This window comes from Pseudomonas sp. Z3-8 (genome assembly GCF_051131975.1).
In the GTDB taxonomy this organism is placed as follows: domain Bacteria; phylum Pseudomonadota; class Gammaproteobacteria; order Pseudomonadales; family Pseudomonadaceae; genus Aquipseudomonas.
Genome location: NZ_CP071643.1, coordinates 2,896,332 through 2,921,670, shown reverse-complemented (window position 1 = coordinate 2,921,670; position 25,339 = coordinate 2,896,332). Strand labels below are relative to the sequence as shown.

General features: G+C 63.0%; 22 protein-coding genes. 7 read left to right on the top strand and 15 right to left on the bottom strand.

Annotated features, from left to right (window positions below):
- Positions 1-65 precede the first annotated feature (65 nt).
- Complete coding sequence (locus J3P94_RS13490; RefSeq protein ID WP_305500875.1) at positions 66-917, top strand: CAP domain-containing protein; 852 nt, start codon at positions 66-68, stop codon at positions 915-917.
- A 131-nt stretch (positions 918-1,048) separates the two neighbouring features.
- Here the strand turns inward: J3P94_RS13490 and J3P94_RS13485 are convergent, their stop codons facing one another.
- On the bottom strand, positions 1,049-1,939 hold the full coding sequence (locus tag J3P94_RS13485; RefSeq protein WP_434574037.1) for a LysR family transcriptional regulator: 891 nt from the start codon (positions 1,937-1,939) through the stop codon (positions 1,049-1,051).
- A gap of 101 nt (positions 1,940-2,040) precedes the next feature.
- Here J3P94_RS13485 and J3P94_RS13480 point away from each other — a divergent pair, with 101 nt between their 5' ends.
- Genes J3P94_RS13480 through J3P94_RS13470 form a run of 3 tightly spaced genes read left to right on the top strand, consistent with a single transcriptional unit; the run spans position 2,041 to position 5,074 of the window.
- Entirely contained in the window at positions 2,041-3,390 is a 1,350-nt protein-coding gene (locus J3P94_RS13480; RefSeq protein WP_434574035.1) for an acyclic terpene utilization AtuA family protein, read from the top strand.
- Positions 3,390-3,713, top strand: a complete 324-nt coding sequence (locus J3P94_RS13475; RefSeq protein WP_434574033.1) for an AtuA-related protein — start codon at positions 3,390-3,392, stop codon at positions 3,711-3,713. The genes J3P94_RS13480 and J3P94_RS13475 overlap by 1 nt, the downstream gene beginning before the upstream one ends.
- Positions 3,714-3,766: 53 nt before the next feature.
- A complete protein-coding gene (locus J3P94_RS13470) occupies positions 3,767-5,074 on the top strand; it encodes a CitMHS family transporter (RefSeq protein ID WP_434574031.1) in 1,308 nt (435 codons plus the stop codon).
- Positions 5,075-5,077: 3 nt separating this feature from the next.
- Here J3P94_RS13470 and J3P94_RS13465 read toward each other — a convergent pair whose 3' ends face one another.
- The gene (locus J3P94_RS13465) at positions 5,078-5,977 is read right to left on the bottom strand and encodes an NAD(P)/FAD-dependent oxidoreductase (RefSeq protein ID WP_434574029.1); all 900 of its coding nucleotides are present in this window, start codon (positions 5,975-5,977) and stop codon (positions 5,078-5,080) included.
- A gap of 144 nt (positions 5,978-6,121) precedes the next feature.
- Here J3P94_RS13465 and J3P94_RS13460 point away from each other — a divergent pair, with 144 nt between their 5' ends.
- The gene (locus J3P94_RS13460) at positions 6,122-6,571 is read left to right on the top strand and encodes an Rrf2 family transcriptional regulator (protein ID WP_434574027.1); all 450 of its coding nucleotides are present in this window, start codon (positions 6,122-6,124) and stop codon (positions 6,569-6,571) included.
- 164 nt (positions 6,572-6,735) lie between these two features.
- Here the strand turns inward: J3P94_RS13460 and mqo are convergent, their stop codons facing one another.
- The 11 genes from mqo to pedF all read right to left on the bottom strand — a co-directional run bounded on the left by mqo (position 6,736) and on the right by pedF (position 20,066).
- A complete protein-coding gene (mqo, locus tag J3P94_RS13455; protein ID WP_434574026.1) occupies positions 6,736-8,379 on the bottom strand; it encodes a malate dehydrogenase (quinone) in 1,644 nt (547 codons plus the stop codon).
- 378 nt (positions 8,380-8,757) lie between these two features.
- Positions 8,758-9,963 (bottom strand): DUF1624 domain-containing protein, encoded by a 1,206-nt coding sequence (locus J3P94_RS13450; protein WP_434574024.1) that lies wholly within the window; start codon positions 9,961-9,963, stop codon positions 8,758-8,760.
- A 212-nt stretch (positions 9,964-10,175) separates the two neighbouring features.
- Positions 10,176-11,546, bottom strand: a complete 1,371-nt coding sequence (locus J3P94_RS13445) for an ATP-binding response regulator (protein WP_434574022.1) — start codon at positions 11,544-11,546, stop codon at positions 10,176-10,178.
- Entirely contained in the window at positions 11,530-12,687 is a 1,158-nt protein-coding gene (gene ercA, locus J3P94_RS13440) for an alcohol dehydrogenase-like regulatory protein ErcA (protein ID WP_434574167.1), read from the bottom strand. Before ercA ends, J3P94_RS13445 begins: the two co-directional genes overlap by 17 nt.
- A 129-nt stretch (positions 12,688-12,816) precedes the next feature.
- Positions 12,817-12,888, bottom strand: a complete 72-nt coding sequence (gene pqqA / locus J3P94_RS13435) for a pyrroloquinoline quinone precursor peptide PqqA (RefSeq protein ID WP_003243383.1) — start codon at positions 12,886-12,888, stop codon at positions 12,817-12,819.
- Between the two features lie 278 nt (positions 12,889-13,166).
- Positions 13,167-14,687 carry an acetaldehyde dehydrogenase ExaC gene (exaC, locus tag J3P94_RS13430; protein ID WP_434574020.1) on the bottom strand — a complete coding sequence of 507 codons (1,521 nt, stop codon included), beginning with the start codon at positions 14,685-14,687 and terminating at the stop codon, positions 13,167-13,169.
- 273 nt (positions 14,688-14,960) lie between these two features.
- Positions 14,961-16,736 (bottom strand): PQQ-dependent methanol/ethanol family dehydrogenase, encoded by a 1,776-nt coding sequence (locus J3P94_RS13425; RefSeq protein WP_434574018.1) that lies wholly within the window; start codon positions 16,734-16,736, stop codon positions 14,961-14,963.
- A 266-nt stretch (positions 16,737-17,002) separates the two neighbouring features.
- On the bottom strand, positions 17,003-17,941 hold the full coding sequence (locus J3P94_RS13420) for a quinoprotein relay system zinc metallohydrolase 1 (protein ID WP_434574017.1): 939 nt from the start codon (positions 17,939-17,941) through the stop codon (positions 17,003-17,005).
- A gap of 16 nt (positions 17,942-17,957) precedes the next feature.
- The gene (locus J3P94_RS13415) at positions 17,958-18,713 is read right to left on the bottom strand and encodes a quinoprotein dehydrogenase-associated SoxYZ-like carrier (RefSeq protein WP_434574015.1); all 756 of its coding nucleotides are present in this window, start codon (positions 18,711-18,713) and stop codon (positions 17,958-17,960) included.
- A 10-nt stretch (positions 18,714-18,723) separates the two neighbouring features.
- Positions 18,724-19,599 (bottom strand): substrate-binding periplasmic protein, encoded by an 876-nt coding sequence (locus tag J3P94_RS13410; RefSeq protein ID WP_434574014.1) that lies wholly within the window; start codon positions 19,597-19,599, stop codon positions 18,724-18,726.
- A 5-nt stretch (positions 19,600-19,604) separates the two neighbouring features.
- Positions 19,605-20,066, bottom strand: coding sequence for a cytochrome c-550 PedF (gene pedF, locus J3P94_RS13405; RefSeq protein ID WP_434574013.1), 462 nt, complete (start codon positions 20,064-20,066; stop codon positions 19,605-19,607).
- A gap of 252 nt (positions 20,067-20,318) precedes the next feature.
- Between pedF and exaA the strand changes: the two genes are divergently transcribed.
- Together exaA and J3P94_RS13395 are read left to right on the top strand one after the other, a co-directional pair.
- Positions 20,319-22,175 (top strand): quinoprotein ethanol dehydrogenase, encoded by a 1,857-nt coding sequence (gene exaA / locus J3P94_RS13400; protein WP_434574012.1) that lies wholly within the window; start codon positions 20,319-20,321, stop codon positions 22,173-22,175.
- A gap of 145 nt (positions 22,176-22,320) precedes the next feature.
- On the top strand, positions 22,321-22,959 hold the full coding sequence (locus J3P94_RS13395) for a pentapeptide repeat-containing protein (protein ID WP_434574011.1): 639 nt from the start codon (positions 22,321-22,323) through the stop codon (positions 22,957-22,959).
- Positions 22,960-23,106: 147 nt separating this feature from the next.
- On the opposite strand, the gene J3P94_RS13390 is transcribed toward J3P94_RS13395, so the two are convergent.
- Entirely contained in the window at positions 23,107-23,745 is a 639-nt protein-coding gene (locus J3P94_RS13390; RefSeq protein WP_434574010.1) for a response regulator, read from the bottom strand.
- Positions 23,742-24,998: a histidine kinase gene (locus tag J3P94_RS13385; RefSeq protein ID WP_434574009.1), complete on the bottom strand. Its 1,257-nt coding sequence runs from the start codon at positions 24,996-24,998 to the stop codon at positions 23,742-23,744. The genes J3P94_RS13390 and J3P94_RS13385 overlap by 4 nt, the downstream gene beginning before the upstream one ends.
- Positions 24,999-25,339 lie beyond the last annotated feature (341 nt).

Below are 25,339 nucleotides of genomic sequence, written 5' to 3'. Positions count from 1 at the left end.
ATACCGTTGCCCCAGCGGGGCAAAAATTGCGCATCATAGGCGCCGTCCGCTCAAGGGAGATTTACATGCGTGCGATTTTTTCCGTCATGCGTCTTGCCGCGCTGTCGCTGGGGCTGACGTTCGCCGTCAGTGCGGTAGCCACCGAAGAGACAAAACTGGTCGAGTCCATCAACCTCTACCGCAGCCAGTCCCAGAGCTGCGCCGGCCAGGCGTCCCTGGAGCTGCCGCCGCTGGCGATGGATTCGCGGTTGATCCTGTCGGCCAATGGCATCGGCGATCTGCAACAGGCGTTGGCCCGGGCGGCCTATCCGATGGTCAACGTGCAAGCGATCAGCCTGTCCGGGCCGCGCGACGCGCAAGCGGCGATGAAGGCCGTGCAGGAAAGTTTCTGCCAGGTCGTGCTGGACCCGCAGTTCATTGACGTCGGTGTCAGCCGACTGGACCGCGAATGGCGCATCGTCCTGGCTCGCCCGCTGTTGTCGGCGCGACTGGGCGATTGGCAAGCCGAGGGCCAGAAACTGCTCAAACTCATCAACAGCGCCCGCGCGCAACCGCGCCGCTGCGGCACCGAGGCCTACACCGCGACCACTCCGCTGGCCTGGAACGCCACCCTGGCCCTGGCGGCGGTGAATCACACGCGCGCCATGGCCAACAACAACTTCTTCGACCACAAGGACCGCGATGGCCGCACGCCCGGCGACCGCGCCGAACTGGCCGGCTACCTGGGCCAGGCCATCGGCGAAAACATCGCCGCCGGGCAAGACACGGCTTTGAAAGTGGTGGACGGCTGGCTGGCCAGCCCCGGGCATTGTGCCAACCTGATGAACCCGCAATTTCGCGAACTGGGAGCCGGGTATGCGGTGGACCCGAAAAGTGATGCGGGGATCTACTGGACGGCGATGTTCGGTACTCAATGACCGGTGCTGAGCGGGCTTGGCCTTCGCGAGCAGGCTCGCTCCCACGAAGGGTCCGGGTGAACGAAGAATCCGCGTGCGCCGCAATCAATGTGGGAGCGAGCCTGCTCGCGAAGGCGGCAGACGGCCCCACATCAAGCGCCCGCCTCACCCCCCCGCAAAACCCGCCGCACATGTCCCATGAACTGGCTCAACGACGGCGATTGTGCCACCGGCTTGCGCTGCAACAGCCCGATCGAGCGCTTGGCCGGCTGATCGATCGGGGTTACAGCGCACTGTTCGCCGATGTTGAACACCGCCGTGCAACTGGCCGGCAACAAAGAGAATCCCAGCCCCTCACGTACCAGCGCCGTGGCCGTGCTCATATGCGCCACCTCCCAGGCTGGGATTGCATCCACGTTCAAATAGCGCAGCGCCGCGTCAGCCAAAGGCCGGATGCTCGTGTCAGGCGTCAGGGCAATGTAGGGCTGGTGCGTCCACTCATCCTGGCCGTCACCCTGCGAGCGCTTGTGGCTCAGCAGTACCAGATTGTCATCCAACAGGCGCTCGAAGCTCAGCCCAGACATGTCGTCAGGCAGCGAACTGATGCCGGCGTCTACCTCGCCGCGCTGTACCCAGCCGAGGATCTCTCCGGCGCGGCCATCCAGCAGGCTCACCGTCACACCGGGGTTTTCACGCTGGAAAGCAGCCATGGCGATCGGCAGAAACGACGCGGCAGCCGTGGGCAAGGCCGCGAGCCGAAGCGTGCCGCGACTCAGGCTCAAGGTGTCGCGAGCATCGCGCACGGCATCGTCCATGTCCCGCAGCATGCGCCTGGCCTGGGGCAGGAAATGCTCGCCGGCTGGCGTCAACTCGACGCTGCGGGTATTACGCGCAAGCAACTGCAACCCCATGCTCTCCTCCAGTTTGCGGATGCTGTAGCTCAGCGCCGGTTGTGACAGATGCAGCTGTTCCGCGGTGCGGGTGAAGCTTGAAGTCTCGGCGATGAGGATGAAGGCTCGAAGCTGTCGGAAAGAAACGTTCATGGCCGGCTCATAAAATTACTGGATCAATTGATTCTATCTTTAAAATTCACAGATTAATTCTGTCTCTCCACTATGGGGCCACCCTTCAGTGGAACACGAACATGACAAAAACAATTCTCGTCGGGTGTGGCGCAGGTTTTGCCAATGATCGGCCCGACGCCGCGCTACGCCTGGCCCAGGACCTGGCGCAACGCAGCGGCCAGCGCTACATCATGCTGGAGCTGCTGGCTGAACGGACCCTCGCCGAGGCGCAATTGCGCAAGCGCCTCGATCCACGGTCGGGCTACTCCGCGCGCCTCTTCGACTTCCTCGAACCCATGCTGGACATTTGCATCGAAGCCGGCATTGCGATCATCACCAACGGCGGCGCAGCCAACCCCAGGGCCGCCGCGCAACGGTTGCGCGACGAATTGGCCGGCCGTTTCCCGGCGCTGAAAATCGCCTGCGTACTGGGCGACGACCTGCTCGAAGAAACGCCTCCGCGCTATGAACAATGGCTGTCGTCGAGTACCGATGAACAGCCTGTTTCGGTGAACGTCTATACCGGGGCCGACGGCATCGCCTTGGCACTGGCCGAGGGCGCTGGCATCGTGCTGTGCGGCCGGGTTGCGGATCCGTCCCTGGCGGTAGGCGCGATCCGCCATGGGTTGGGTTGGAAGGCTGACGATTGGCAAAAAATGGCCGTCGCGACCGCCGCCGGACACCTGCTGGAATGCTGCGCCCAGGTCACTGGCGGCTATTTCGCCCATCCCGGAATGAAAGACATCCCGGATCCGGCGAACCTCGGCTGCCCGATCGCCGAAATTCACCAGGACGGCCGCTTGATCATCGGCAAGACGCGCAACAGCGGCGGACGAGTCAGCGAGCAGACCGTCAAGGAGCAATTGCTTTACGAAGTCCATGACCCGCGACGTTATCTGACGCCGGACGTCGTGCTGGATCTGGGCGCCGCCCACGTACAGGACCTGGGGAACGACCGGGTGGAAGTCACTGGCGTGATCGGCCATCCGCGCCCCGACACCCTCAAGGGCCTGGCGGGTATGCGCGGACTCTGGTTCGGCGAGGCCGAGATTTCCTATGCAGGCCCCGGTGCCGTGGCGCGTGCCGCCCTGGCGCGCGACATCCTGCTGCAGCGTTTCGATCGTCTGGCGCCAGGTGTACAGCCCTGGATCGACCTGTCGGGAGTCGCCAGCCTGTTCAACGACCAGGGTGGCCGTTATCTGCAAAAACACCTGGCCGAGGTGCCTTTGCTGGAGGACGTGCGGGTGCGTATCGGCCTGACCCACACTGACCGATCGCTGCTCGAAACCCTCCTGGCAGAGGTCGAGTCGCTCTACACCAACGGACCGGCTGGCGGCGGTGGCGTCCGGCGCCACCTCGCAGAAACCGTTACCACCCGCAGCTTCCTGCTGCCGCGTGATGAAATCCATACAGCCCTGGAGTGGTACTGATGAGCCTGGTGACCCTCGCCGACTTCGCCCACGCCCGTGCCGGCGACAAAGGCAACATCCTCAGCATCGCGGTATTTCCCCACGACCCGGCCCATTATCCCTGGCTGCTTCGGGTGCTGACCTGCGAGCTCGTCGCCGAGCAGTTCGCCACGCGCCAGCCCTCCAGGGTGCATCGCTATGAACTGCCGAACCTGAAGGCCTTGAACTTTGTGCTCGAGGACGCCCTGGAAGGCGGCGTGAATCGAAGCTGCGGTCTCGACCGCCATGGAAAAAGCCTGAGCTACCTGCTCCTGGCCGTGCGCCTGCCGGGACCGGAAGACTGAGCTACTCGCCGCCTGCAACACCATCCGACAACAATAAAAAGAGAGGCTGCAACATGATTACAACCCTGGGTTTCCTGATGATGCTTGCCATTATCGGGCTGATATTGCTGCGCCGGATCAGTCCGGTGGTGGCGTTCACCACCCTTCCCGTGGTCGTCTGCCTGCTCGCCGGCTTCAACCTCGCGCAGATCGGCGAGTTCATCAAGGCCGGCCTGGTCACCGTCGCGCCGACCGCCGCGCTGTTTCTGTTTGCCATCCTGTTCTTCGGCATCATGCGCGACCGTGGGTTGTTCGATCCGCTGGTCAACCTGTTGATCCGCAGCACGGGCGGCAAGCCCCTGGCGGTGGCGCTGGTTACCGTTCTGGTGACTTCAGTGGTGCATCTGGACGGCGTCGGCGCCGCGACGTTCCTGTTGACGATCCCGGCACTGCTGCCCTTGTACAAGCGCCTGAACATGAGCCCGACGATGCTGTTGTGCCTGGTGGGTACCACGGCCGGGGTCATCAACATGGTGCCCTGGGGCGGGACGACTGCGCGGGCCGCTGCCGTGTCGGGGCTCGATGCCACCGAGCTGTGGCTGGGGTTGCTGCCGGTGCAGATGGTGGGCCTGGTGTGCATGCTCGGGGTGGCGACGATACTGGGGTCGCGCGCCCAGCGGCGCCAACCGATGTCGCTGGGCGCGGCCGCGACGCGTGACATGGACGACCTGCAAATGCAAAGCCGCGAATTCAGTCTGTCTCCCCGGCAGCTGCGCTACTGGCTGAATGTGGCCCTGACCGGCGGCATTCTGCTGTGCCTGTTCACCGGTATCTTTCCGCTGTACGCCTGTTTCATGGTCGGATTGGGCATCGCCCTGCCCTTGAACTTCCCGTCCCTCGACGCCCAGGCCGAACGCCTCAAGGCCCATGCGTCCGACGCGTTGCAGATGGTTCTGGTGATGATGGCCGCCGCCGTGCTGCTGGGTGTGCTCTCCGGAGCGAAGATGTCAGACGGCATGGCCTTGGCGCTGATCGACATCCTGCCCGCCGGTGCTGCCCAATACCTGCATGTGATTGTCGGGTTCTTCGGCGTCCCCCTTGGAATGATCTTCTCGCCGGACGCCTACTATTTCGCCCTGCTGCCAGTGATCAAGGACGTCGCCATCGCCGCTGGCGTTCCTCTCGAAGCGGTGGCCCGGGCCATGCTGATCGGTGAGAACACCGGCTTCTCCATCAGCCCGGTGGTACCCAGCGTGTATCTGGCCCTGGCACTGTCCGGCGTAGAATTACGCAAGCACATGGCCTACACGTTTTTCTGGGCCTGGGGCGTCAGCCTGGTAATGCTCGCCTTTGCCGTGGCAACCGGGGCTGTTCAAGTGTGAAACTCAAGGGTGGGCTTGAAAGATCAGCGACCGATGTACCCCCGAGCCCGCCCTCACGCCATCGCCAACGGCCAGCGCGACCGAGCCGAACGGCATGGCCGCATCGCCGCAGGCAAATATGCCCGGAACGCTGGTTTCCCGGGTCATCGGGTCACTCTGGATGAATGCGCCAAGCGGACCCTCTTCAAACGCGCAGCCCAGGGCTGCCGCGAATGGACTGGCAACCCGCGTACGCGGCAAGACGAACAGGCCGTCGATGGCGACCACCCGACCGTTGGCCAGTACCACGTCGGCCCGCTCGCCTTCGATACGCGCCACTCGCTCGGTCACCACGGTGACGCCACGCTGATCGAGGCTCGCTTGTTGCTCCGGATCAAGCTCCAGCACGCCATTGGTGAAGAACGTCGTCGGCCCCCAGTCGGGCAGCATCTGGGCGTGGTGCAGTGACATCGGCGAGGTTGCGAGAACGCCGATCGGCCCTTGGTCCAACTCGTAGCCGTGGCAATACGGGCAATGGAAGACGCTTTTGCCCCAGCGCTCAGTCAGCCCGTGCACGTCGGGCAAGTCATCAATCACGCCTGTGGCCAGCAACAGCCGGCGAGAACGGTAACGCAGGCCGTTTGCGGTCTCGACAATAAAAGCTTCGGCATCCCTGCTGGCTTGGGTCGCGGTGTCGCGAACCCATTCAACCGTCGGGTACGCCATGAGCTGAACATGGGCGTCGCCAGCTATATCGTCTGGAGCACGACCGTCCTGCCCGAGAAAACCATGGGATGTCGCGGCGAAGCGGTTGCGACGCTCATCCGCGTCGATCACCAGCACCTTGCGCCGGGCGCGGGCCAGTTGCAGACCCGCGGACATACCGGCATAGCTGCCGCCTGCAATGATGACGTCGTATTCCATGAGCGATCTCCAAGAGTGGTTTCGATGGCACGGCAAGTCTCGACACATCGTAAGTTTCTTGAAAAGCCGCTGTCAACAGTCTCGTAACTTTTGCGATTACGGGTAATACTCCCACCTGCCCCAGTCATGGAATCTGTCAGCCCGATGAGAAACGACACACGCCTGTCCCGCATGCTCCATGTATTGATCCACATGGACCGCCACCAGCAATCCGCCACCTCCGACACCCTCGCGCAGATGCTCGGCACCAACCCGGTGGTCGTGCGCCGGACCATGGCATTGCTCAAGGAACAGGGTTACGTCACATCGGAAAAGGGCCATCGCGGGGGTTGGGCCCTGGCCAAGCCGCTCTCGGAGATGACGCTGCTGGATATTCATCAAGCGTTGGGCAGCACATCGATCTTTGCGCTTGGCCTGTCGACCGACCACCCGCAATGCCTGGTGGAACAAGCGGTGAATGCGGCGCTGACGGACGCCTTCGACGAGGCCCAGGCGTTGCTGCTCAAGCGTCTGGGCAGCATTACCCTGGCGCAGTTGGCCGAGGATTTTGATGCGCGGTTTCGGGGCGCCCACGAGGTCGAGCCTCACCACTGATCCCTGTGGGAGCGAGCCTGCTCGCGAAGACGGCAGCACATTCGACATTTAAGCAAACTGACACAACGCTTTCGCGAGCAGGCGCTCCCACAGGGGGGCGAGCCTGCAAATGAAAACGCCGCTCAATGAGCGGCGTTTTTGTACCTCACCAGACAGCGTCCGGTTTACAGCGCCATGTCGGCCGCTGGGTTGGCCTCGCGAGGAGCAGCCGGTTGGGCCGGTGCTACCGCGGTGCCTGGCTTGCCGATAGCCGGTGGCGGGTCCAGTTGCAGGACTTCGCTGGTGTAGGCCCATTCCTGTGCGACGCGCTCAGGATTGTCGTTCAGCTTGGTGCCGTAGCTCGGTACGATCTGGCGCAGTTTTTCCTGCCAGGCCGGGGTGGCTACCTTGTCCTTGAACACCTTCTCAAGCACGCTCAGCATGATCGGTGCAGCGGTCGAGGCGCCTGGCGAGGCACCCAGCAGACCGGCGATGCTGCCGTCCTGGGAAGCGACGACTTCGGTACCGAGTTTCAGCACGCCGCCCTTCTCTTCGTCACGCTTGATGATCTGCACGCGCTGGCCGGCTTGCCACAGGCGCCAGTCTTCCTGCTTGGCGTCCGGGAAGTATTCCTTCAGCGCGTTGAAGCGGTCCTCATCCGACAGCATCAGCTGGCCGGCAAGGTATTCAACCAGTGGGTACTGTTCGATACCGACCTTGGTCATCGGCCACACGTTGTGGGTCGTGGTGCTGGTCAGCAGGTCGAAGTACGAACCGTTCTTCAGGAACTTGGTGGAGAACGTGGCGAATGGGCCAAACAGGATCACGCGCTTGCCGTCGAGCACACGGGTGTCCAGGTGCGGAACCGACATCGGTGGCGCGCCAACCGAAGCCTTGCCGTACGCCTTGGCCAGGTGCATCTGGGCGACGGTCGGGTTTTCGGTTACCAGGAACGAACCGCCCACCGGGAAACCGGCGTATTCACGGGCTTCCGGAATGTCCGACATCTGCAGCAGGTGCAGCGCGCCGCCACCGGCACCGATGAACACGAACTTGGCGTCGGTCTCGGTTTCGGTACCGTCTTTCAGGTTCTTGTACGAAACGCGCCAGGAGCCATCCTCGTTGCGAGTGATGTTTTCCACTTCGCTGGACAGCTTGAGCGAGAAGTTCGGCTTGGTTTGCAGGTGGGCAGCGAACTGGCGGGTGATTTCGCCGAAGTTCACGTCAGTACCCAGCGGGCTCCAGGTGGCCGCGACTTTCTGGCTCGGGTCACGCCCTTGCATCATCAGCGGAACCCACTTGCTGATCTGCGCAGGGTCTTCGGAGTACTGCATGCCGGCGAACAGCGGGCTGGCCTGGAGAGCGTCGTAGCGCTTCTTCAGGAAGGCGATGTTCTCGTCACCCCACAGGAAACTCATGTGCGGGGTGGAGTTGATGAACGAGCGCGGGTTCTTCAGCACGCCGTTCTTGACCTGCCAGGACCAGAACTGACGGGAAATCTGGAAGGCTTCGTTGATTTCGATAGCCTTGGAGATGTCGACCTTGCCGTTCTTGTCTTCCGGCGTGTAGTTCAACTCGGCCAGGGCGGAGTGCCCGGTACCGGCGTTGTTCCAGCCATTGGAGCTCTCTTCGGCAACACCGTCCAGGCGCTCGACCATTTCCATGGTCCAGCCCGGCTCCAGCTCATTGAGCCAGACGCCGAGGGTCGAACTCATGATGCCGCCGCCAATGAGCAAGACATCCACTTTTTTCGGCTCGGCGGCGTGCGTGGTCGCAAGACCCATCGCCATCGCCAGGCCCAGCAGCGCCGTATGTGTTTTCTTCAACATGTGTGTATCCCTAGGGTGGAACGCCATTCCGTCCCCCAATCCTGTTCGAGCAGGGTCCGCACCCATGCCGGCATGGCCAGCGGGCGGGGATCGATGGACTGGAGGAAGGACCTACAGGGGCCGAGCAATATCGGCCTCACATTTATGTCTCTCCGGCGCTGACTTCTTGTAGGTCTTGGCTTCAGCTGGGTGAGGGACACTGCAAAACGGTCTGGATCGGGCCTGCCAAGGCCGTGCCCGATTGTCGCAGCGGGGGGAGTTTACAGAAGGAAATAAGCAGACCGAAGCGCATTTTTGCATTCGAGGTAAAAACGCCGACCAAATGACGGCGTTTTAATGGCTCGGTTGCGCGCCGTGGATACGCGCTCCGCCCCGAAATCAGAGGTACTTGAGGATCGCGATGTCGCGCCGACGTTGTTTCAACGCTGCGAACCAACGCGTTGGAAAAAACAGGACGACGCTCAACAACACGCTCCACAACCAGACCATCGGCAAGTGATCGAAGCCAAAATAAGCGCCCTGATTGGTGCCCCAGATAAACACTGCCACCAGATACATGGCCTTCAGCACGTACAGGTGCAGCAGGTAGAAGAACATCGGCGCGCCGCCATAAATGGCCAGAATCGCGATGCTGCCCTTCTCCTGGGCTTTTTCGAAAAGCGCCAGCAGGATCAGGCCCACCGCCAGCGTCGGCATCAGGAACATCAGCGACGGCGGGTACTTCGTCGCGCTCATGAAACTCATGAAGGTGCGCAGTGCATCCCCGGTCTGGACCCAGGGTTTGTCACCGTAGACGTTGAGATAACGGATAAACACGAACGCCACCAGCAGGCCGATGCCGACCTTGAGCAGGCGCCGCACTCGCGTGGCCGCTTCGATGTCCTTGCCGAACCATGGCCCGATCGCCCAACCCAGCAGGATCACGCCGATCCATGGCAACACCGGGTAGGTGGTGCGTGCCCGGGTGAACTCGGTGATCTCGATGAACGACCGCTGATGAAGAATCGACCACGGCACAAAAAACGGCGAGTCCGGCCCCAGCACCACACCATCCAGCAGGTTATGCCCGGCAACGATGGCCACGCCCAGCACGATCAGCCAGCTGCGTTTGAAGTGCAGCAACGCCGCCAGGGCGATCATGCAGATGCCGATGCACCAGATGACCTGCAGCCACAGAGTCTTCGGCGGAAACTCGGCGTTCCAGGCGAAACAGACGAAGGTGAGCTCCAGGAATACCAGGAACAGACCGCGCTTGAGCAGGAACACCGAAGTCTCGCTGGGGGTGTGTTTCTGGCTGTAGAGCCAGGCCGACAAACCGGTAAGGAAGATGAACACTGGCGCACAGAGCGTGCTGAGCAAACGACTGAAAAACAGGTCCGGGGTCACGCTCAATGCATCGATCGGGTCAGTGACCTGGCGGTGCAGCAGGAACGTTTCGCGGACGTGGTCGACCAGCATCAGCAACATGACAAAACCCCGCAGGGCATCGATGGCGAGCAGGCGCGTCGCGGTTGTTGCAGTACTGGAGGCGAGGGTTGGAGCGATGACAGCGGACGGGCTTGTCGCGCTTGGGGATAGGCTCATGGCGATACTCAGGAGTCGGGGGCTTTGCAGGATCAGGAATGAGAATTCCTGCCAAAAGAAAGAGGATAACATAACGAAAAGTATTGTTATCCATTCCGATGCCTTTGTGGGAGCGAGCTTGCTCGCGATGGCGGTGGGTCAACCGGAACATGTTTGCCTGACACTCCGCTATCGCGAGCAAGCTCGCTCCCACAGGTTTAATTGAAGACCGGCTACCCCAACAACTGGCTCAACACCGCACGCAACTTGCCCGGCTTGACCGGTTTGTTGAGCAGCGGCGCATTCAGCTTGCGCAAGGCACGGCGGCACTGGTCGCTGCGGTCGGCGGTGATGATCACAGCGGGGATCGCTTGCTGGAAATGTTCGCGCAGGTGCTTGACCACCTCGCAGCCGACCACCCCATGGTCGAGGTGAAAATCCGCCAGGATCAGCTCCGGTGCGCGGCCTTGCAGCACATCGAAGGCGCCCGCTTCGTCGGTGGCGGTCAGGACTTCGCACCCCCACTGCCCGAGCAGTGCCGCCATGCTCTGCAAAATGCTCAGCTCATTGTCGATGACCAGTAACCGGCGCCCGGGCAACGGGTTTCCGGCGACGGCCTGAGCAGGCGCGTGGGTCAGGGGCATTGGCTTTTCGGCAGACAATGGCACCTCGATGCTGAACACCGAGCCGCGTCCCGGCCGCGAACGCACCCGCACCCGGTAGCCGAGGATATGAGCGATACGCTCGACGATCGCCAGCCCCAGGCCAACGCCCTTGCGGTCCGCCGCGCGGCCGACATCCAGTTGGTTGAACTCGAGGAAAATCGATTCCAGGCAATCGTCGGCAATGCCCCTGCCCGTGTCCCAGACCTCCAGGCTCAAGCGCCCTTCCCGTCGCCGCGCCGCCAGGAGGATGCCGCCCTGGTCGGTGTAGCGACAGGCGTTGCTGAGCAGATTGCGCAGGATGCGGGTCATCAAACGCAGGTCGGTCAGCACCGCCTCATCGGCGAATCGCACGCGCAATTCCAGGCCCGCGGCGCCGGCCACCGATTGGAATTCCGACACCAGCGGCGCGAGCAGCTCATCCAGCCGATACGGCGCCGGGTCGGGTTTGACGGCGGCCTGGTCGAGCCGGGAAATATCCAGCAGGTCGGTGAGCAGGTCCTCGGCGCCTTCGAGCGCCTGGTGCGTGCGTTCCACCAGCAGATGCTCGGCGGCAGGCATCTGGCGTTCACGCAATGTAGCAATCAGCAACCGCGCGGCGTTGAGCGGTTGCAGCAGATCGTGGCTGGCGGCGGCCAGGTATTTGTCCTTGCTGCGGTTCGCGGCCTGGGCGGCGTCCCGGGCATCGCGCAGCTGTTGCTCGACCAACTCGCGCTGGGCGATCTGCTGTTGCAGGTTGTGGTTGGCCTCCAGCAACGCATCGGTGCGCTCCGCCACCCGTTGCTCCAATTGGTCGTTGAGTTGCTGCAGATGCTGGCGGGCCTGTTCCAGTTCGGCGAGACGCGCCGCCAGCTCCGGGTAATGGCTCTTGCGCGTCGAATGATTGCCCAATCCCAGCAGCCCGGCGAGAGCCTTTTGCTGTCCGTCAGAGGGCTTCGCCATAGACGACCTCGACATCCCGCTGGCTCGACTCCCGTGGATTGGTAAGGATGCACGGGTCATGCATGGCGTGTTGCGACAGGAACGGGATATCCGAGGTACTCACCCCATGCAAGCCGAGGGTTTCGTGGAAACCGATGGTGTGCTTGAGGGCAATCAGGTGTCCCACCAGCCGCGTGCGGATCTGTCGATGGTTGAGCCCGCGACAATCGATGCCCAGGGTTTCGGCAATCACCTTGAAACGCTCCGGCGCCGAGCTGTAGTTGAACGCCACCACATGCTCCACCAGCACCGCGTTGCACAAGCCATGTGGCAGGTCGAGGAAGCCACCGAGGCTGTGGGACATGGCATGCACCGCGCCGAGGATCGCGTTGGAAAACGCCAGCCCGGCCTGCATGCTGCCGAGCATGATTTTCTCGCGCAAGGCGACGTCGGCCGGGTTGGCGATCATCTGCACCAGATGGGTGTTGATCAGGCGCATCGCCTCCAGCGCGTGAGGATCGGTCAACGGCCCATGGCCGGTGGAGACGAACGCCTCGATGGCATGCACCAGCGCGTCGATACCGGTACAGGCCGAAAGGAACGGGTCCATGCTCAGGGTCGTCTCCGGGTCGATCAACGACACATCCGGCACCGCCGCCTTGCTGACGATGGAAAACTTCATGCGCTCCTGCTGGTTCGAGATGATGACGAACTGCGACACATCGGCCGAGGTGCCGGCCGTGGTCGGGATCAGGATCAGCGGCGGGCTGGGTACCTGCAGGGTGTCGACGCCTTCGAATTCGAGGATGCTGCGACCGTGGGCGACGACGATGCCGATCGCCTTGCCGCAGTCCATCGGGCTGCCACCACCGACCGCGACGATCACGTCGCAGTGGTTTTCACGGTACGTCTCGGCGCCGAGCATGACTTCCTCGACCCGTGGGTTGGGCGAAACGTCGCTGTAGATGCAGTAATCGATGCCCAGGGCTTGCAGGCTGGTTTCGACATCACCGACCCAACCGGCGGCGATGACCCCGGGGTCAGTGACCACCAGCACCTTGCGGGCGCCGAAGGTCTTGGCGTAGTTGCCGACATTGTGCCGGCAGCCGGCACCGAACATGATTTCAGGAGAAACGAACTTGCGCAGCGGGCTGAGGCTCATTTTTTCAGGGGGGCTCATCGGTAAGCCTGTTGTTATTGTCGTGGGATACCTTGAGCCTAAAGCATCGCGCCGTGAATGCAATCCGACCAATGGGTAGCCCGGCCCGAACGCGTCAGGCCGGGCCGGCACTCATCGGTTGGCGAAGTACATCGTCACTTCAAAGCCGATACGCAGGTCGGTATACGCGGGTTTAGTCCACATGGGTCTTTCCTCTTCTTGTACCGGGCGATTCCGGCAGGTTCATTAATGCACGGGGCAGCCTGGGGCCGAATGCTACTTTCGAAGGAGTGCACGGGGTGCGTTGGTATTAGCAACAGCGATTACCGTGGCGAGGGAGCTTGCTCCCGCTGGGCTGCGCAGCAGCCCCAAAAATAGCCGCTACACAGTCAATGCTTTGCCTTGAAGAAGGGGGCCGCTTCCGCGGCCCAGCGGGAGCAAGCTCCCTCGCCACAGGGCTCAGTCAATTGATGCGGCGAGGATCAGAAGAACCCCAACGGATTGACGTCATAGCTCACCAGCAGGTTCTTGGTCTGCTGATAATGGTCGAGCATCATCTTGTGCGTCTCACGCCCGACGCCGGACTTCTTGTAGCCACCAAACGCGGCATGCGCCGGGTACAGGTGGTAGCAGTTGGTCCAGACGCGTCCGGCCTTGATTGCCCGGCCCATGCGGTAGGCGCGGTTGATGTCGCGGGTCCAGAGGCCGGCGCCGAGGCCGAACTCGGTGTCGTTGGCGATGGCCAGGGCTTCGGCTTCGTCCTTGAAGGTGGTCACGCCCACCACCGGCCCGAAGATTTCTTCCTGGAATACGCGCATCTTGTTGTGGCCCTTGAGCAGGGTCGGCTGGATGTAATAGCCGCTCGACAGGTCGCCTTCAAGGCGTTCCGCCGCGCCGCCGGTGAGCAATTCGGCGCCCTCTTCCCGGGCGATGTCCAGGTACGAAAGAATCTTGTCGTACTGCTGTTCGGACGCCTGGGCGCCGACCATGGTTTCGGTGTCCAGCGGGTTGCCGCGCTTGATCTGCTGGATCTTCTTCAGCACCACTTGCATGAATTCGTCGTAGATCGACTCCTGGACCAGCGCCCGGGATGGGCAGGTGCAGACTTCACCCTGGTTGAAGAATGCCAGCACCAGGCCTTCGGCAGCTTTTTCGATGAACGCCGGTTCGGCCTGCATGATGTCTTCGAAGAAGATGTTCGGCGACTTGCCTCCCAGTTCCACGGTGGACGGGATGATGTTTTCGGCGGCGCATTTCATGATGTGCGAGCCGACCGGGGTGGAACCGGTGAAGGCGATCTTGGCGATGCGTTTGCTGGTGGCCAGGGCTTCACCGGCTTCGCGGCCGAAGCCATGGACGATGTTCAGGACGCCGGCTGGTAGCAGGTCGGCGATCAGTTCGGCGAACACGGTGATCGACAGCGGCGTCTGCTCCGCCGGCTTGAGCACGATGCAGTTGCCGGCGGCCAGGGCCGGGGCGAGTTTCCAGGCGGCCATCAACAACGGGAAGTTCCACGGGATGATCTGCCCGACCACGCCCAGCGGTTCATGGAAATGGTAGGCCGTGGTCAGTTCGTTGATTTCGGCGGCCCCACCCTCCTGGGCGCGGATGCAGCCAGCGAAATAACGGAAATGATCAGCCGCGAGCGGTACGTCGGCATTGAGGGTTTCGCGCACGGCCTTGCCGTTGTCCCAGGTCTCGCTGACCGCGAGGAGTTCCAGGTTCTGCTCGATACGGTCGGCGATTTTCAACAGCACCAGGGAGCGATCCTGGACCGAGGTTTTGCCCCAGGCGTCGGCAGCGGCATGGGCGGCGTCGAGGGCCTTGTCGATGTCGGCGGCGCTGGAGCGCGGAAATTCGCCGATGACTTCGCCGTTGACCGGCGACGTGTTGGTGAAGTACTCAGCGTGGACCGGCGGAACGAATTCGCCGCCGATGAAATTGCCATAGCGCGGTTTGAAGGAAACGACGGCGCCTGGGGTTCCGGGTTGTGCGTAAATCATGATGGGCCTCTGCCTGGTCGATGCCTGTCGCGGGACAGGCGATAGGCCGATGGTAGAGAGCCCCGCGCGATGGACGAATGCGTCATTGGCAGGGGGCGCTCTCGTTATTTGGTCGTAGTAATGCCGCGACTTACCGATGGATGGTGTTTTGTGTGGGAGCGAGCTTGCTCGCGATGAGGCCGGCACATTCAGCATTGATGTTGACTGATCGGCCGCCATCGCGAGCAAGCTCGCTCCCACAGGTTTTGCATTTACAGGGGATAAAAATTCAGCTCAGCGCTTGGCCACCAATTCTTTCGGCAACTTGAACGTCCAGAGCATGCCGCCCTGGTTGAAGTCCTTCACGCGCTTGGCCACCTCGCCGCCCCACAGCGGTACCGCGCCGCCCCAGCCGGAGACCACCGAGACGTACTGCTCGCCGTCCATCTCCCAGGTAATCGGCGAACCGAGCACGCCGGAACCGGTCTGGAATTCCCAGACTTTCTCCCCGGTCTTCGCGTTGAAGGCTTGCAGGAAACCCTCAGGCGTACCGGTGAATACCAGGTTGCCCTTGGTGGTCAGCACCCCGCCCCACAGCGGCGCGAAGTTCTTGTGGCGCCAGACTTCCTTGCCGGTCTTCGGGTCGATGGCCCGCAGCACGCCGATGTAATCCTCGTTCAGTGGCTTGATGGTGAACCCGGCCCCGAGGAACGCCGCACCTTTCTTGTAGGCGATGCCCTCGTTCCAGATGTCCATGCCCCACTCGTTGGACGGCACGTAGAACAGACCGGTGTCCTGGTTATAGGCCATCGGCATCCAGTTCTTCGCGCCGAGGAACGCCGGGGCGACGAACACCGAACTCCCCTTGGCTTCGCTACCCGGTGCGCCCGGACGGCTCGACTCCACGTAGATCGGGCGCCCGTCCTTGTCCAAGCCGGAGGCCCAGGTGATCTTGTCGACGAACGGGAAACCACGGATGAACTTGCCATTGGTGCGGTCGAGCACGTAGAAGAAACCGTTACGGTCGGCCGTCGCCGCCGCCTTGATGTCCTTGCCACCGTCCTTGTAGTTGAACGAGATCAGTTCATTGACGCCGTCGTAGTCCCAACCGTCGTGTGGCGTGCTCTGGAAGTGCCACTTGATGGTGCCGTCGTCCGGGTTCAGCGCCAGGCGCGACGAGGAATAGAGGTTGTCGCCAGGGCGCAGGTGGGAGTTCCACGGTGCCGGGTTGCCGGTACCGAACAATAGGAGGTTGGTTTCCGGATCGTAGTAACCGCCCAGCCAAGGCGCGGCACCGCCGGTTTTCCACAGATCGCCGGGCCAGGTCTTGCCGGCCTCGCCGCCGGAGATACCATTCTCCACGGCCTTGCCGTCCTTGTAGACGTAGCCCATGTGGCCTTCCACGGTCGGCCGCGTCCAGAGCAGTTCGCCGTTTTTCGGGTCGAAGGCGCTGATCTGCCCGACCACGCCAAACTCGCCGCCCGCCACGCCGGTGATGAGCTTGCCATTGACGACCATGGGCGCGGCGCTGATGGAATAACCTTCCTTGTGGTCAGCGACTTTTTTGCTCCACACCACCTTGCCGGTGTCCTTGTTCAAGGCCACCAGCTTGGCGTCCAGCGTGCCGAAGAACACCAGGTCGCCATACAGCGCCACGCCACGGTTGATCACGTCGCAGCAGGGACGGATGTCGTCGGGCAGGCGCGCATCGTATTGCCAGAGTTTCTTGCCGGTACGTGCGTCCACCGCGAACACCCGCGAATAGGAGCCGGTGAGGTACATCACCCCGTCCTTGATCATCGGCTGGGCTTGCTGGCCGCGCTGTTTTTCGCCGCCGAAGGAAAACGCCCAGACCGGCCGCAGGTCCTTGACGTTGTTCACGTTGAGGGTGTCGAGCGGGCTATAGCGCTGGCCCTGCACACCGAGGCCGTTGGTCACGATTTGCTGCGGGTTTTTCGGGTCCTGGAGAATTTCCTGGTCGGTCACGGCGGCCAAGGCCGAGCCGGACAGCAGCATGGCACTGAGCAGCAGGCTCACGGCGAAGGATTGGCGACGTGCGGGATGAGTCATGACGGCTACCTCTGCGGTTATTGTTATACCCGGGAAATTTTCCCGGTCTGCCACAGATTCTTGGGCTCGGCGCCGTCGCCAACAATTGCCCGCAATGTTGAGTTTTCTAGTTCCTTGGTACATGTCCCCCGTGGCGAGGGAGCTTGCTCCCGCTGGGGCGCGCAGCGGCCCTAAGATAGCCGGTCAACATTGATAACCAGGGTGACAACAGAAGGGCTGCTGCGCAGCCCAGCGGGAGCAAGCTCCCTCGCCACGGGGATGAGTGATCAGTCAGGGTTTTGGGTGTCCACCCGCCTCATCCCCGCCCGCTCATAACGCGGGTAAAGATGGCTGACGCTGCGAATCAATTCATAACGGCTCAGGCTGATCGCGGCGAAGCGCTCGGGGATGGGGCTACGGATCATCTCGGCCATGTCGTCGCCCCGGGCCGCGCCGTCGCGCATCAGTTGGTCGAGCCAGCCGAGGTAGTCGCGCATCTGCGCGAATGGCCGGGCATCCGCCGCCAGCGGACCATGACCCGGCACGATCTGCTTCCATGGCAGGCCCTGCAAGGTGTCCAGATCCTTGAGCCATACCTCAAGGCCGGGGCTGTTCGGGGTGGTCAGCGCTCGCTCATAAAACACCAGGTCGCCGGCGAACAGCACGCCCGTGGTTTCATCAAGGATCGCCAGGTCCGCCCCGGTATGCCCGGCCAGCGCCAGCAAGCGCAACGAATGCTCACCCACCTGCAGCGTGCCGGGGCTCAACGCCTGCGTCGGCAGCACCACCTCGGTGCCGCGCATCCAGTCGCCCACCAGCCGGTACATGTTTTCCGCCATCGCGTCGCCCTGCTGTCGCAGCAGATCGGTGGTGCCGGGCAGCGCCCCGATGGGCACATCGCTGAAGGCCTGGTTGCCCAATACATGGTCAGGGTGATGATGAGTCAGCAGCACCTGAGCCACCGGCTTGTCAGTCGTTGCGGCGATGGCCTGGCGCAGCGCCTCGCCGTAGCGCTTCGACGGTCCGGTGTCGATGACCACCACGCCGGCCTCGGTGACGATGAACGCGGTATTGACGATATTGCCGCCGTTGGCCTTGGCAAAATTATCCGTGCTGCCTTCCAGCAGCCATGTGCCCTCGGCGATCTGCCGTGGCTTGAGCGAATATTCGGTGGCGGACCAGGCCGGCAGGCACAGCCCAAGACAGATCAGCATCAACCAGCGCATGGCGTGCTCCTTGTGGTCAGGGAATGGCTGCGTCGAACTCGTTGCCGCTGGTGTCGCGCAGCAACAGGCGGGTCTGTCCCGGACCCTGGATGTCGAAGCCCAGGGAGGGGTTTTCGCTGACCGCCGGAAACAGCTCCAGGCGCGCCAATAGCTTGCCGTCGGCCTCCAGCAGCCGAGCCTGGTTGATGAAAAACTCCGGGATGCCGCTGACCAGGCCGTTGTCCATGGGGTGGGCAACCTGCAGACGCAGGCGACTCGAATCGCCCCGCGGGTAGCGACCGCCCAGCACTTCGCCTAAGTGCTCCTCCCAGCCCGGTTGGGTGCGCACGACGCTGGGCGCGGTGCAGCCGCCACCCGCCGCGTCGATCAGCGTCGAACCGACGTGCCACAGCCCGTCGCGGGTCTGCACCGCCGCACGCAATGGAGTGGCTAGCTCGATGCGAATACGGATCGACAGCCAGGGCAGCACCCGTTCCGTGGGCTGGAAGTCGACAATCTTCGGCAGCGGGTTCAGTTCGGCCCAGGCCAATATACGCACGACGTCACCGGTAAAGGCGCGGGCATCGATTTCCAGCGGCACTTGGCGCGCGTCTTCGGCAAACGGTGGCGCCAGCAGCCGGACTCGCTGGTCGAACACGAACGGCGCGTCTGCCAGTAGCTGCTTGTGATAAAAAGCCCACATCACGGAAGGCACCGGGTCCTTTCCCGGCTCGATCGCGCTCGCCATCAACGGCAGGCAACACCACAGCAGGCCCCACGCTCGCCAGTTCATCGCTGCGCTCCTATTGATACATGTCCGGCACTTCGTAGCGCAGGCCATAGCGGGCATACACGGCCTTGAGGCTGCCGTCGCGGATCAACGCTTCCAAGGCTTCCTCCACCGCATAGGCCAGTTGCCGGTTGCTTTCGTGCACGGCCATGCCGATTTCCCAGCGCTGCTTGCCCATGTTCGGATAAGCGTTCTCTGCCAGGGCCAATTGCGGATCAGCCGTCCGGTGCACTTGCCAGTCGATTTCCCCGCGCATCGCCATGACGGCATCGACCTCCCCGGCCTGCATGGCGCCGAAGGCCTTGGCAACGCTGGGGTAATGGCGGGTCTGGGCACTGAGCATGCCGTTGAACACGGACGTCAGGTAGAACGACGGCACGCTGTCGACTTCAACGCCAATGGGGTGTTGCTGGAACACCGCAACGCTGCCCACCGAGTCCAGTCGACGCCGGTCGTACGCCACTTGCCAGCATTCCTGCTGATACGGACCGAACATCACGACCTGGGCGTTCTCCAGCTCGCCAACGTCGTTGCGCCTTTGCACATAGTCATGGTCATAAGGCACTCGCATCATCAGATCGGCCAGTTGTCGATCGTGCAGCGGACTGCTGCGCCAGATGTAGTCGCGCAAGTCGTCGTCGAGCTTCTCGCCGGGCGGTGCCCAGAGCAATTTCAGCCGTACCCCCAGGGCCTTGGCCAGGGCCTGCGCCAGCTCCACGTCAACGCCCCGCGGCTGGCCCTGGTCTTCAAAGCTGTAGGGGGCAAAATCCTTGTAGACCGCGACCTTCAACTCACCGGCGGCGATCATCTGGTCATAGCTGCGCACCTGCGCCTGCACCGCCTGGCCACACAGCAGCAGGCTGCACATCACCCACGCGAACAGGCGCATGACGATCACTCCTCGACGTGCACGCTGTCCAGGTAGGTACGCACCGCCCACAGCGCTTCCTGGCTCAGGTAATCGGCCATTTTGGGCATATACACCCGGCCATCGCGCACCGCGCCATGGCGCACGCGTTCGACAAACCATTCATCGCCAGCCTCGGCGGCGTCGAGCATGCGCAAGTCCGGGGCGATACCGCCGGACTTGGCCTCAAGGCCATGGCAGGCCGCGCAGTTCTGGTTGTAGGCCGAGGCGCCGATTTCCACGGCTTTTTCGCGTTCGGGAGAATTGCGATAGGGGTTTTGTGCCGCCCAGCCGTCGGCATCCAACGGCAGGTTGGTGTCCTTGATCGGCGTCAGCCCTTGGGTTTCCACTGCCTGGGGCACTACGTTGCCATGGGCCCATGCCGAGCCTGCGCCAGTCAGCCCTATCAGCAATGCGCTAGCGATGATGGCGTTGCGTTTTGTTGTCATTGTTATGCCCTCGAAATTGCACGCAAGACCTCTTCGCAGAGGCCGTGCCGTCATCTTAGGAAGCGCCCGCCGCCGGCCGAATGCTGCTTTGGTGGCCGGGATCTAGTTCCTTGGTAGCGGGCCATCCGACGCAAGTCGCAAAGACAGGCGGTTTGGGAAATCTTCCCGGCAAGGGCGGGACTTTTTCCGTATCCGACACGGGTGCAGGCACCTGACCCTAGTCAGGCCAAAACCTCACTGGGAAATCCCACCATGACAATAAAAACGCTACCTGCCCTCTCCTCCCTGAGCGTTGCCTTGCTGCTCGCCGGCGGCCTGTCCCTGGGTCCGCAGGCGCACGCCGCCGTCACCTGGGAAGACATCGCCAACGATCACCTGACGACGAAGGACGTGCTGCAATACGGCATGGGCACCAACGCCCAGCGCTGGAGCCCGCTGGCCCAGGTCAACGACAAGAACGTGTTCAAGCTCACCCCTGCCTGGTCCTACTCGTTCGGCGACGAAAAACAACGCGGCCAGGAATCCCAGGCGATCGTCAGTGACGGCGTGGTGTATGTCACCGGATCCTACTCGCGGGTGTTCGCCCTCGACGCCCGGACCGGCAAACGCCTGTGGACCTACAACCACCGCCTGCCGGACAACATCCGGCCGTGCTGCGATGTGGTGAACCGTGGCGCGGCCATTTATGGCGACAAGATCTACTTCGGGACTCTGGACGCACGGGTGGTTGCCCTGGACAAGAACACCGGCAAGGTGGTCTGGAACAAGAAGTTCGGCGACCACGCCGGCGGCTACACCATGACCGGCGCCCCGGTGCTGATCAAGGACCAGGCCAGCGGCAAGGTCCTGCTGATCCACGGCAGCTCCGGCGACGAGTTCGGTGTCGTCGGGCAATTGTTCGCCCGCGACCCGGACACCGGTGAAGAAGTCTGGATGCGGCCGTTTGTCGAAGGCCACATGGGCCGCCTCAACGGCAAGGACAGCACGCCGACCGGCGACGTCAAGGCGCCCTCCTGGCCTGACGACAAAACCACCGAGACCGGTAAGGTCGAGGCCTGGAGCCACGGTGGCGGCGCGCCTTGGCAGAGCGCCAGTTTCGACCCCGAGACCAATACCATCATCGTCGGCGCGGGCAACCCCGGTCCCTGGAACACCTGGGCGCGCACCGCCAAGGACGGCAACCCGCATGACTACGACAGCCTCTACACCTCGGGCCAGGTGGGAGTCGATCCAAGCACTGGCGAAGTGAAGTGGTTCTACCAGCACACGCCCAATGACGCCTGGGATTTCTCCGGCAACAACGAGCTGGTGCTGTTCGACTACAAGGACAAGGACGGCAAACAGGTGAAGGCCACCGCCCACGCCGACCGCAACGGTTTTTTCTACGTGGTGGATCGCAACAACGGCAAGCTGCAGAACGCGTTCCCCTTCGTCGACAACATCACCTGGGCCAGCCACATCGACCTGAAGACCGGGCGTCCCGTGGAGAACCCCGGCCAGCGTCCGGCCAAGCCGTTGCCAGGCGAAACCAAGGGTAAACCGGTGGAGGTTTCGCCGCCGTTCCTGGGTGGCAAGAACTGGAACCCCATGGCGTACAGCCAGGACACCGGGCTGTTCTATGTGCCAGGCAACCAGTGGAAGGAGGAGTACTGGACCGAGGAGGTCAGCTACAAAAAAGGCTCGGCCTACCTGGGCATGGGTTTTCGCATCAAGCGCATGTACGACGATCACGTCGGCAGCCTGCGGGCGATGAACCCCACCACCGGCAAGGTGGTGTGGGAGCACAAGGAGCCGCTGCCGTTGTGGGCCGGTGTGCTGGCAACCAAGGGCAACCTGGTGTTCACCGGCACCGGTGACGGCTTCTTCAAGGCCTTCGACGCGAAAACCGGCGAGGAGCTATGGAAGTTCCAGACCGGCAGCGGCATCGTCTCCCCGCCCATCACCTGGGAACAGGACGGCGAGCAGTACATCGGCGTGACCGTCGGTTATGGCGGCGCCGTGCCGTTGTGGGGCGGCGACATGGCCGAACTGACCAAACCGGTGGCCCAGGGCGGGTCGTTCTGGGTGTTCAAGATTCCGAGTTGGGATAAAGCGACGGCGCAGAAATAACCCTGACCCAACCTGAGCCCTGCCCCCACCACAACCCCTGTGGGAGCGAGCTTGCTCGCGATGGCGGTCGTTCAGTCGATATTTATGTTGACTGACACTGCGCTATCGCGAGCAAGCTCGCTCCCACACTTGCCGAGTGTAGGCCATGAAACCACTGCCCTTGCTGCTTCTGCTCCTCGCCGCCGGTGCCAACGCCGACGACACCCCTCTGACCATCAACGGCTGCCTCATCGCCGAATCCAGTCAATGCCCTGGCGCTAACCTGCGGGGCGCCAACCTGGCGAGCCAGGACCTGCGCAAGATGAATCTCGCCGGTGCCGACTTGCGCGATGCCGACCTGCGTCATGCGCGGCTGGACCTGGCCAACCTTGAAAAGGCGCAGCTCCAGGGCGCCAACCTTAACCGTGCCAGCCTGCAACAGAGCAACCTGCGCCTGGCGGATTTCAGCGGCGCCACGCTCAAGGCAATCCAGGGATGGGGGCTGTTCGCCCAGGGCGCACAGTTCCAGCGGGCCGACCTGAGCGGTGCCTACCTACAGTTCGCCCGTTTGTCCGGGGCTCGCTTGCACGAGGCCAACCTGCAAGCCGCCGACCTGGAGATGGCCTGGCTGAGCAAGGCCGACCTCAAGGGCGCCGACCTGCGCGATGCCAACCTGCAAGAGGTCAAGCTCGCTGAAAGCAACCTGGAACAGGCCAACCTGAGTGGCTCGCGCCAGCATTACGGGAATTTCCAGGATGCGAATATGCAGGACTGCATCGGTTGCCCCACAAGTTGGGATCACTGAGACCGTGGCGAGGGAGCTTGCTCCCGCTGGGGTGCGAAGCGCCCCCAAAACCAGACACCTCGGAATGTCAGGTTCATTGAATCGAGCTTGTTGGGGCTGCTTCGCAGCCCAGCGGGAGCAAGCTCCCTCGCCACGGGGATCAGCATTTCACCCAGCCACCCGCACCACGCCCATATCGATTCCCAGGTGGACCAGTTCGGCATGGGAACTGACCTGCAGCTTGCTCTTGAGCAGCGTCAGATGGTTGGACACGGTCTTGGCGCTGATGCACAGCTGTTCGGCGATGGTCCGCGCCGGGGTGCCCCTGGCGAGCATGACGAAGATCTCCAGTTCGCGCTGGGTCATCGATTGCAGACGCGGATCCGCATCGGGCCGGCTGCTGGCGCAGGCCAGTTGGGTCGCCAGCGCCTGCTCGATATAGGCATGGCCGGCCAGCACCCGGCGCACCGCCTCCAACAATATTTGCGGTGCCGAATTTTTGGTCAGGTAACCCGCTGCGCCGGCGTCCAGCGCCTGGCGCACCAATGGCAGTTCGTCGTGCATGCTGAAAAACAGCACGCGCAGTTGCGGCAAGCGTTGACGCAGGCGGCGGGTGGTTTCCAGGCCGCTGATGCCCGGCAGGCCGAAGTCCATGATCACCAGGTTCGGCACCTGTTCCTGCACCTGGCTCAACGCTTCTTCGCCCGAGGCCGCTTCGCGCACCAGCAGTTCCGGCATCAACGCTCGCAACAGGCTGGCGTAACCTTGCCGAACCACAGCGTGATCGTCCACCAACAAGATGTTCATGAAGCCTCCAGGGGAATGTTCAAGGCCAGCGCCCACCCGGCGCCGGGCTGGCTGATGATGCGCAGCTCACCACCAAGGCTGCGGGCCCGTTCGGCCATCGAATGCAGGCCGACACCCGCCCGGGCCGGTTGCTGCGCGCCACGTCCGTTATCGCGCACCAGCAGGCGCAGGCGGCCGCTGCGGTGCTGCAAGCGAATCCGTACCTGACTGGCGTTGGCGTGCCGGGCGATGTTGGTCAGTGCTTCCTGCAACAGCCGATAGAGGTGGGCCTTGTCAGGCCCGGTTATCGAAGGCGACGCTCCATCGACTCGCACCTGACAGGCGATCCCGTGTCTGTCCTGCCACTGCCTCGCGAGCAGCCCGATGGCCTCGCACAACGGCAGGTGCTGCAGCACCACCGGATACAAGTCGTGGACCAACGCGCGAAAGCCTTGTTGCAGGTGATCGCAGTGTTCTTCCAGTTCGTTTGCCGTCTGCTCCAAGGCTGGCGGCTGATGGATGAGCAGGCGCAGCAGACAGGCCCGTGCGCGAATACCGGCCACGTATTGGCCGAGGTCATCGTGCAGCGTCTGCGCCAGGCGCGTGCGCTCCTGCTCCTGCACTGCCAGCAGTGCCCGGGTCAGCCGGGTGTTGTCCGCGCGGGTCTGGGCCAGCGCGGCGGTCATCCGATTGAAATGCTCCGCCAACTGCTGGGCTTCCGAAACGCCTTCGGTGCGCAGGCTGACCTGCAAGTCCCCGGCGGATACCTGGCGCATTGCGTGGAGCAATTCATCCAGCAAACGCACGCCCCGGCGCACCGCCCAGCGAATCACCAGCAAACTGACGAGGAGTGCCATCAGGCAGACGCCGAACAGTTGCGCCAGGGAATCGAGGATCTCGTCGATTTCATCCCGTGGGTCGACAGCAATCCAGGCCCGACGGCCATCCTGCAGGACCACCATCTGCGCAGCCGGGCCTTCGGCCAACAGTTGGCGACCCAGCCAGGCCTGCAACCCGGGATCGTTCGCCGGGGCGTTCTCCCCAGGCGCCAGCCAATGCACCCGCACGTGACGCAGGCTGCCGGTGAGCCGCGATTGAAGGCTGGTCGGGTCGCGCTCGGCGGTTTCGCGCAGGTAATGCACCACCGACTCGGCCGATTGCAGTTCGCGCTGCACATCGGCGGTGGCCTGGTGCAGCAGCAGCGTTGCGCAGGCCACGGCGACCAGGGCAAAGAACACCGTGACCCAGAGGTTGATTCGCCAGAGGGCAGACATGGCTAGCGCCCCGATCCCTGGTCTGAACCGGCCCCGTGTGGGACACCGACCCTCTGTGGGACACCGACATCCTGTGGGAGCGAGCTTGCTCGCGATGACGGCGGCACATCCAACATCAAGGTCGGCTGAACCACCGCTATCGCGAGCAAGCTCGCTCCCACAGGGATGGTCTTATGCCTGTCAACCCCGATCAGGCTCAGGATCAGCAACAACGGCAACAGCAGCGTCTTGAGTATCCGCACAATCCGTCCGCTCCCTGATGAATGACGTTATCGCCATCCTAAAACCCCGACGCCCGCGCCGAGCTACTACCTTGGTACTGCCCCGGCGGTACTTTCTGC

What these genes read in the sequence shown, in the direction of transcription:
- ercA (WP_434574167.1), bottom strand. Translation starts at nt 12,687, where the DNA reads ATGAGCCTCAGCCCGCTGCGCAAGTTCGTTTCTCCTGAAATCATGTTC.
- J3P94_RS13465 (WP_434574029.1), bottom strand. Translation starts at nt 5,977, where the DNA reads ATGGAATACGACGTCATCATTGCAGGCGGCAGCTATGCCGGTATGTCC.
- J3P94_RS13415 (WP_434574015.1), bottom strand. Translation starts at nt 18,713, where the DNA reads ATGAACTGGCGAGCGTGGGGCCTGCTGTGGTGTTGCCTGCCGTTGATG.
- J3P94_RS13485 (WP_434574037.1), bottom strand. Translation starts at nt 1,939, where the DNA reads ATGAACGTTTCTTTCCGACAGCTTCGAGCCTTCATCCTCATCGCCGAG.
- J3P94_RS13490 (WP_305500875.1), top strand. Translation starts at nt 66, where the DNA reads ATGCGTGCGATTTTTTCCGTCATGCGTCTTGCCGCGCTGTCGCTGGGG.
- J3P94_RS13390 (WP_434574010.1), bottom strand. Translation starts at nt 23,745, where the DNA reads ATGAACATCTTGTTGGTGGACGATCACGCTGTGGTTCGGCAAGGTTAC.
- mqo (WP_434574026.1), bottom strand. Translation starts at nt 8,379, where the DNA reads ATGTTGAAGAAAACACATACGGCGCTGCTGGGCCTGGCGATGGCGATG.
- pedF (WP_434574013.1), bottom strand. Translation starts at nt 20,066, where the DNA reads ATGACAACAAAACGCAACGCCATCATCGCTAGCGCATTGCTGATAGGG.
- J3P94_RS13425 (WP_434574018.1), bottom strand. Translation starts at nt 16,736, where the DNA reads ATGACTCATCCCGCACGTCGCCAATCCTTCGCCGTGAGCCTGCTGCTC.
- J3P94_RS13395 (WP_434574011.1), top strand. Translation starts at nt 22,321, where the DNA reads ATGAAACCACTGCCCTTGCTGCTTCTGCTCCTCGCCGCCGGTGCCAAC.
- exaC (WP_434574020.1), bottom strand. Translation starts at nt 14,687, where the DNA reads ATGATTTACGCACAACCCGGAACCCCAGGCGCCGTCGTTTCCTTCAAA.
- J3P94_RS13445 (WP_434574022.1), bottom strand. Translation starts at nt 11,546, where the DNA reads ATGGCGAAGCCCTCTGACGGACAGCAAAAGGCTCTCGCCGGGCTGCTG.
- J3P94_RS13420 (WP_434574017.1), bottom strand. Translation starts at nt 17,941, where the DNA reads ATGCGCTGGTTGATGCTGATCTGTCTTGGGCTGTGCCTGCCGGCCTGG.
- J3P94_RS13410 (WP_434574014.1), bottom strand. Translation starts at nt 19,599, where the DNA reads ATGCGCCTGTTCGCGTGGGTGATGTGCAGCCTGCTGCTGTGTGGCCAG.
- exaA (WP_434574012.1), top strand. Translation starts at nt 20,319, where the DNA reads ATGACAATAAAAACGCTACCTGCCCTCTCCTCCCTGAGCGTTGCCTTG.
- J3P94_RS13475 (WP_434574033.1), top strand. Translation starts at nt 3,390, where the DNA reads ATGAGCCTGGTGACCCTCGCCGACTTCGCCCACGCCCGTGCCGGCGAC.
- J3P94_RS13470 (WP_434574031.1), top strand. Translation starts at nt 3,767, where the DNA reads ATGATTACAACCCTGGGTTTCCTGATGATGCTTGCCATTATCGGGCTG.
- J3P94_RS13450 (WP_434574024.1), bottom strand. Translation starts at nt 9,963, where the DNA reads ATGAGCCTATCCCCAAGCGCGACAAGCCCGTCCGCTGTCATCGCTCCA.
- J3P94_RS13480 (WP_434574035.1), top strand. Translation starts at nt 2,041, where the DNA reads ATGACAAAAACAATTCTCGTCGGGTGTGGCGCAGGTTTTGCCAATGAT.
- J3P94_RS13385 (WP_434574009.1), bottom strand. Translation starts at nt 24,998, where the DNA reads ATGTCTGCCCTCTGGCGAATCAACCTCTGGGTCACGGTGTTCTTTGCC.
- J3P94_RS13460 (WP_434574027.1), top strand. Translation starts at nt 6,122, where the DNA reads ATGAGAAACGACACACGCCTGTCCCGCATGCTCCATGTATTGATCCAC.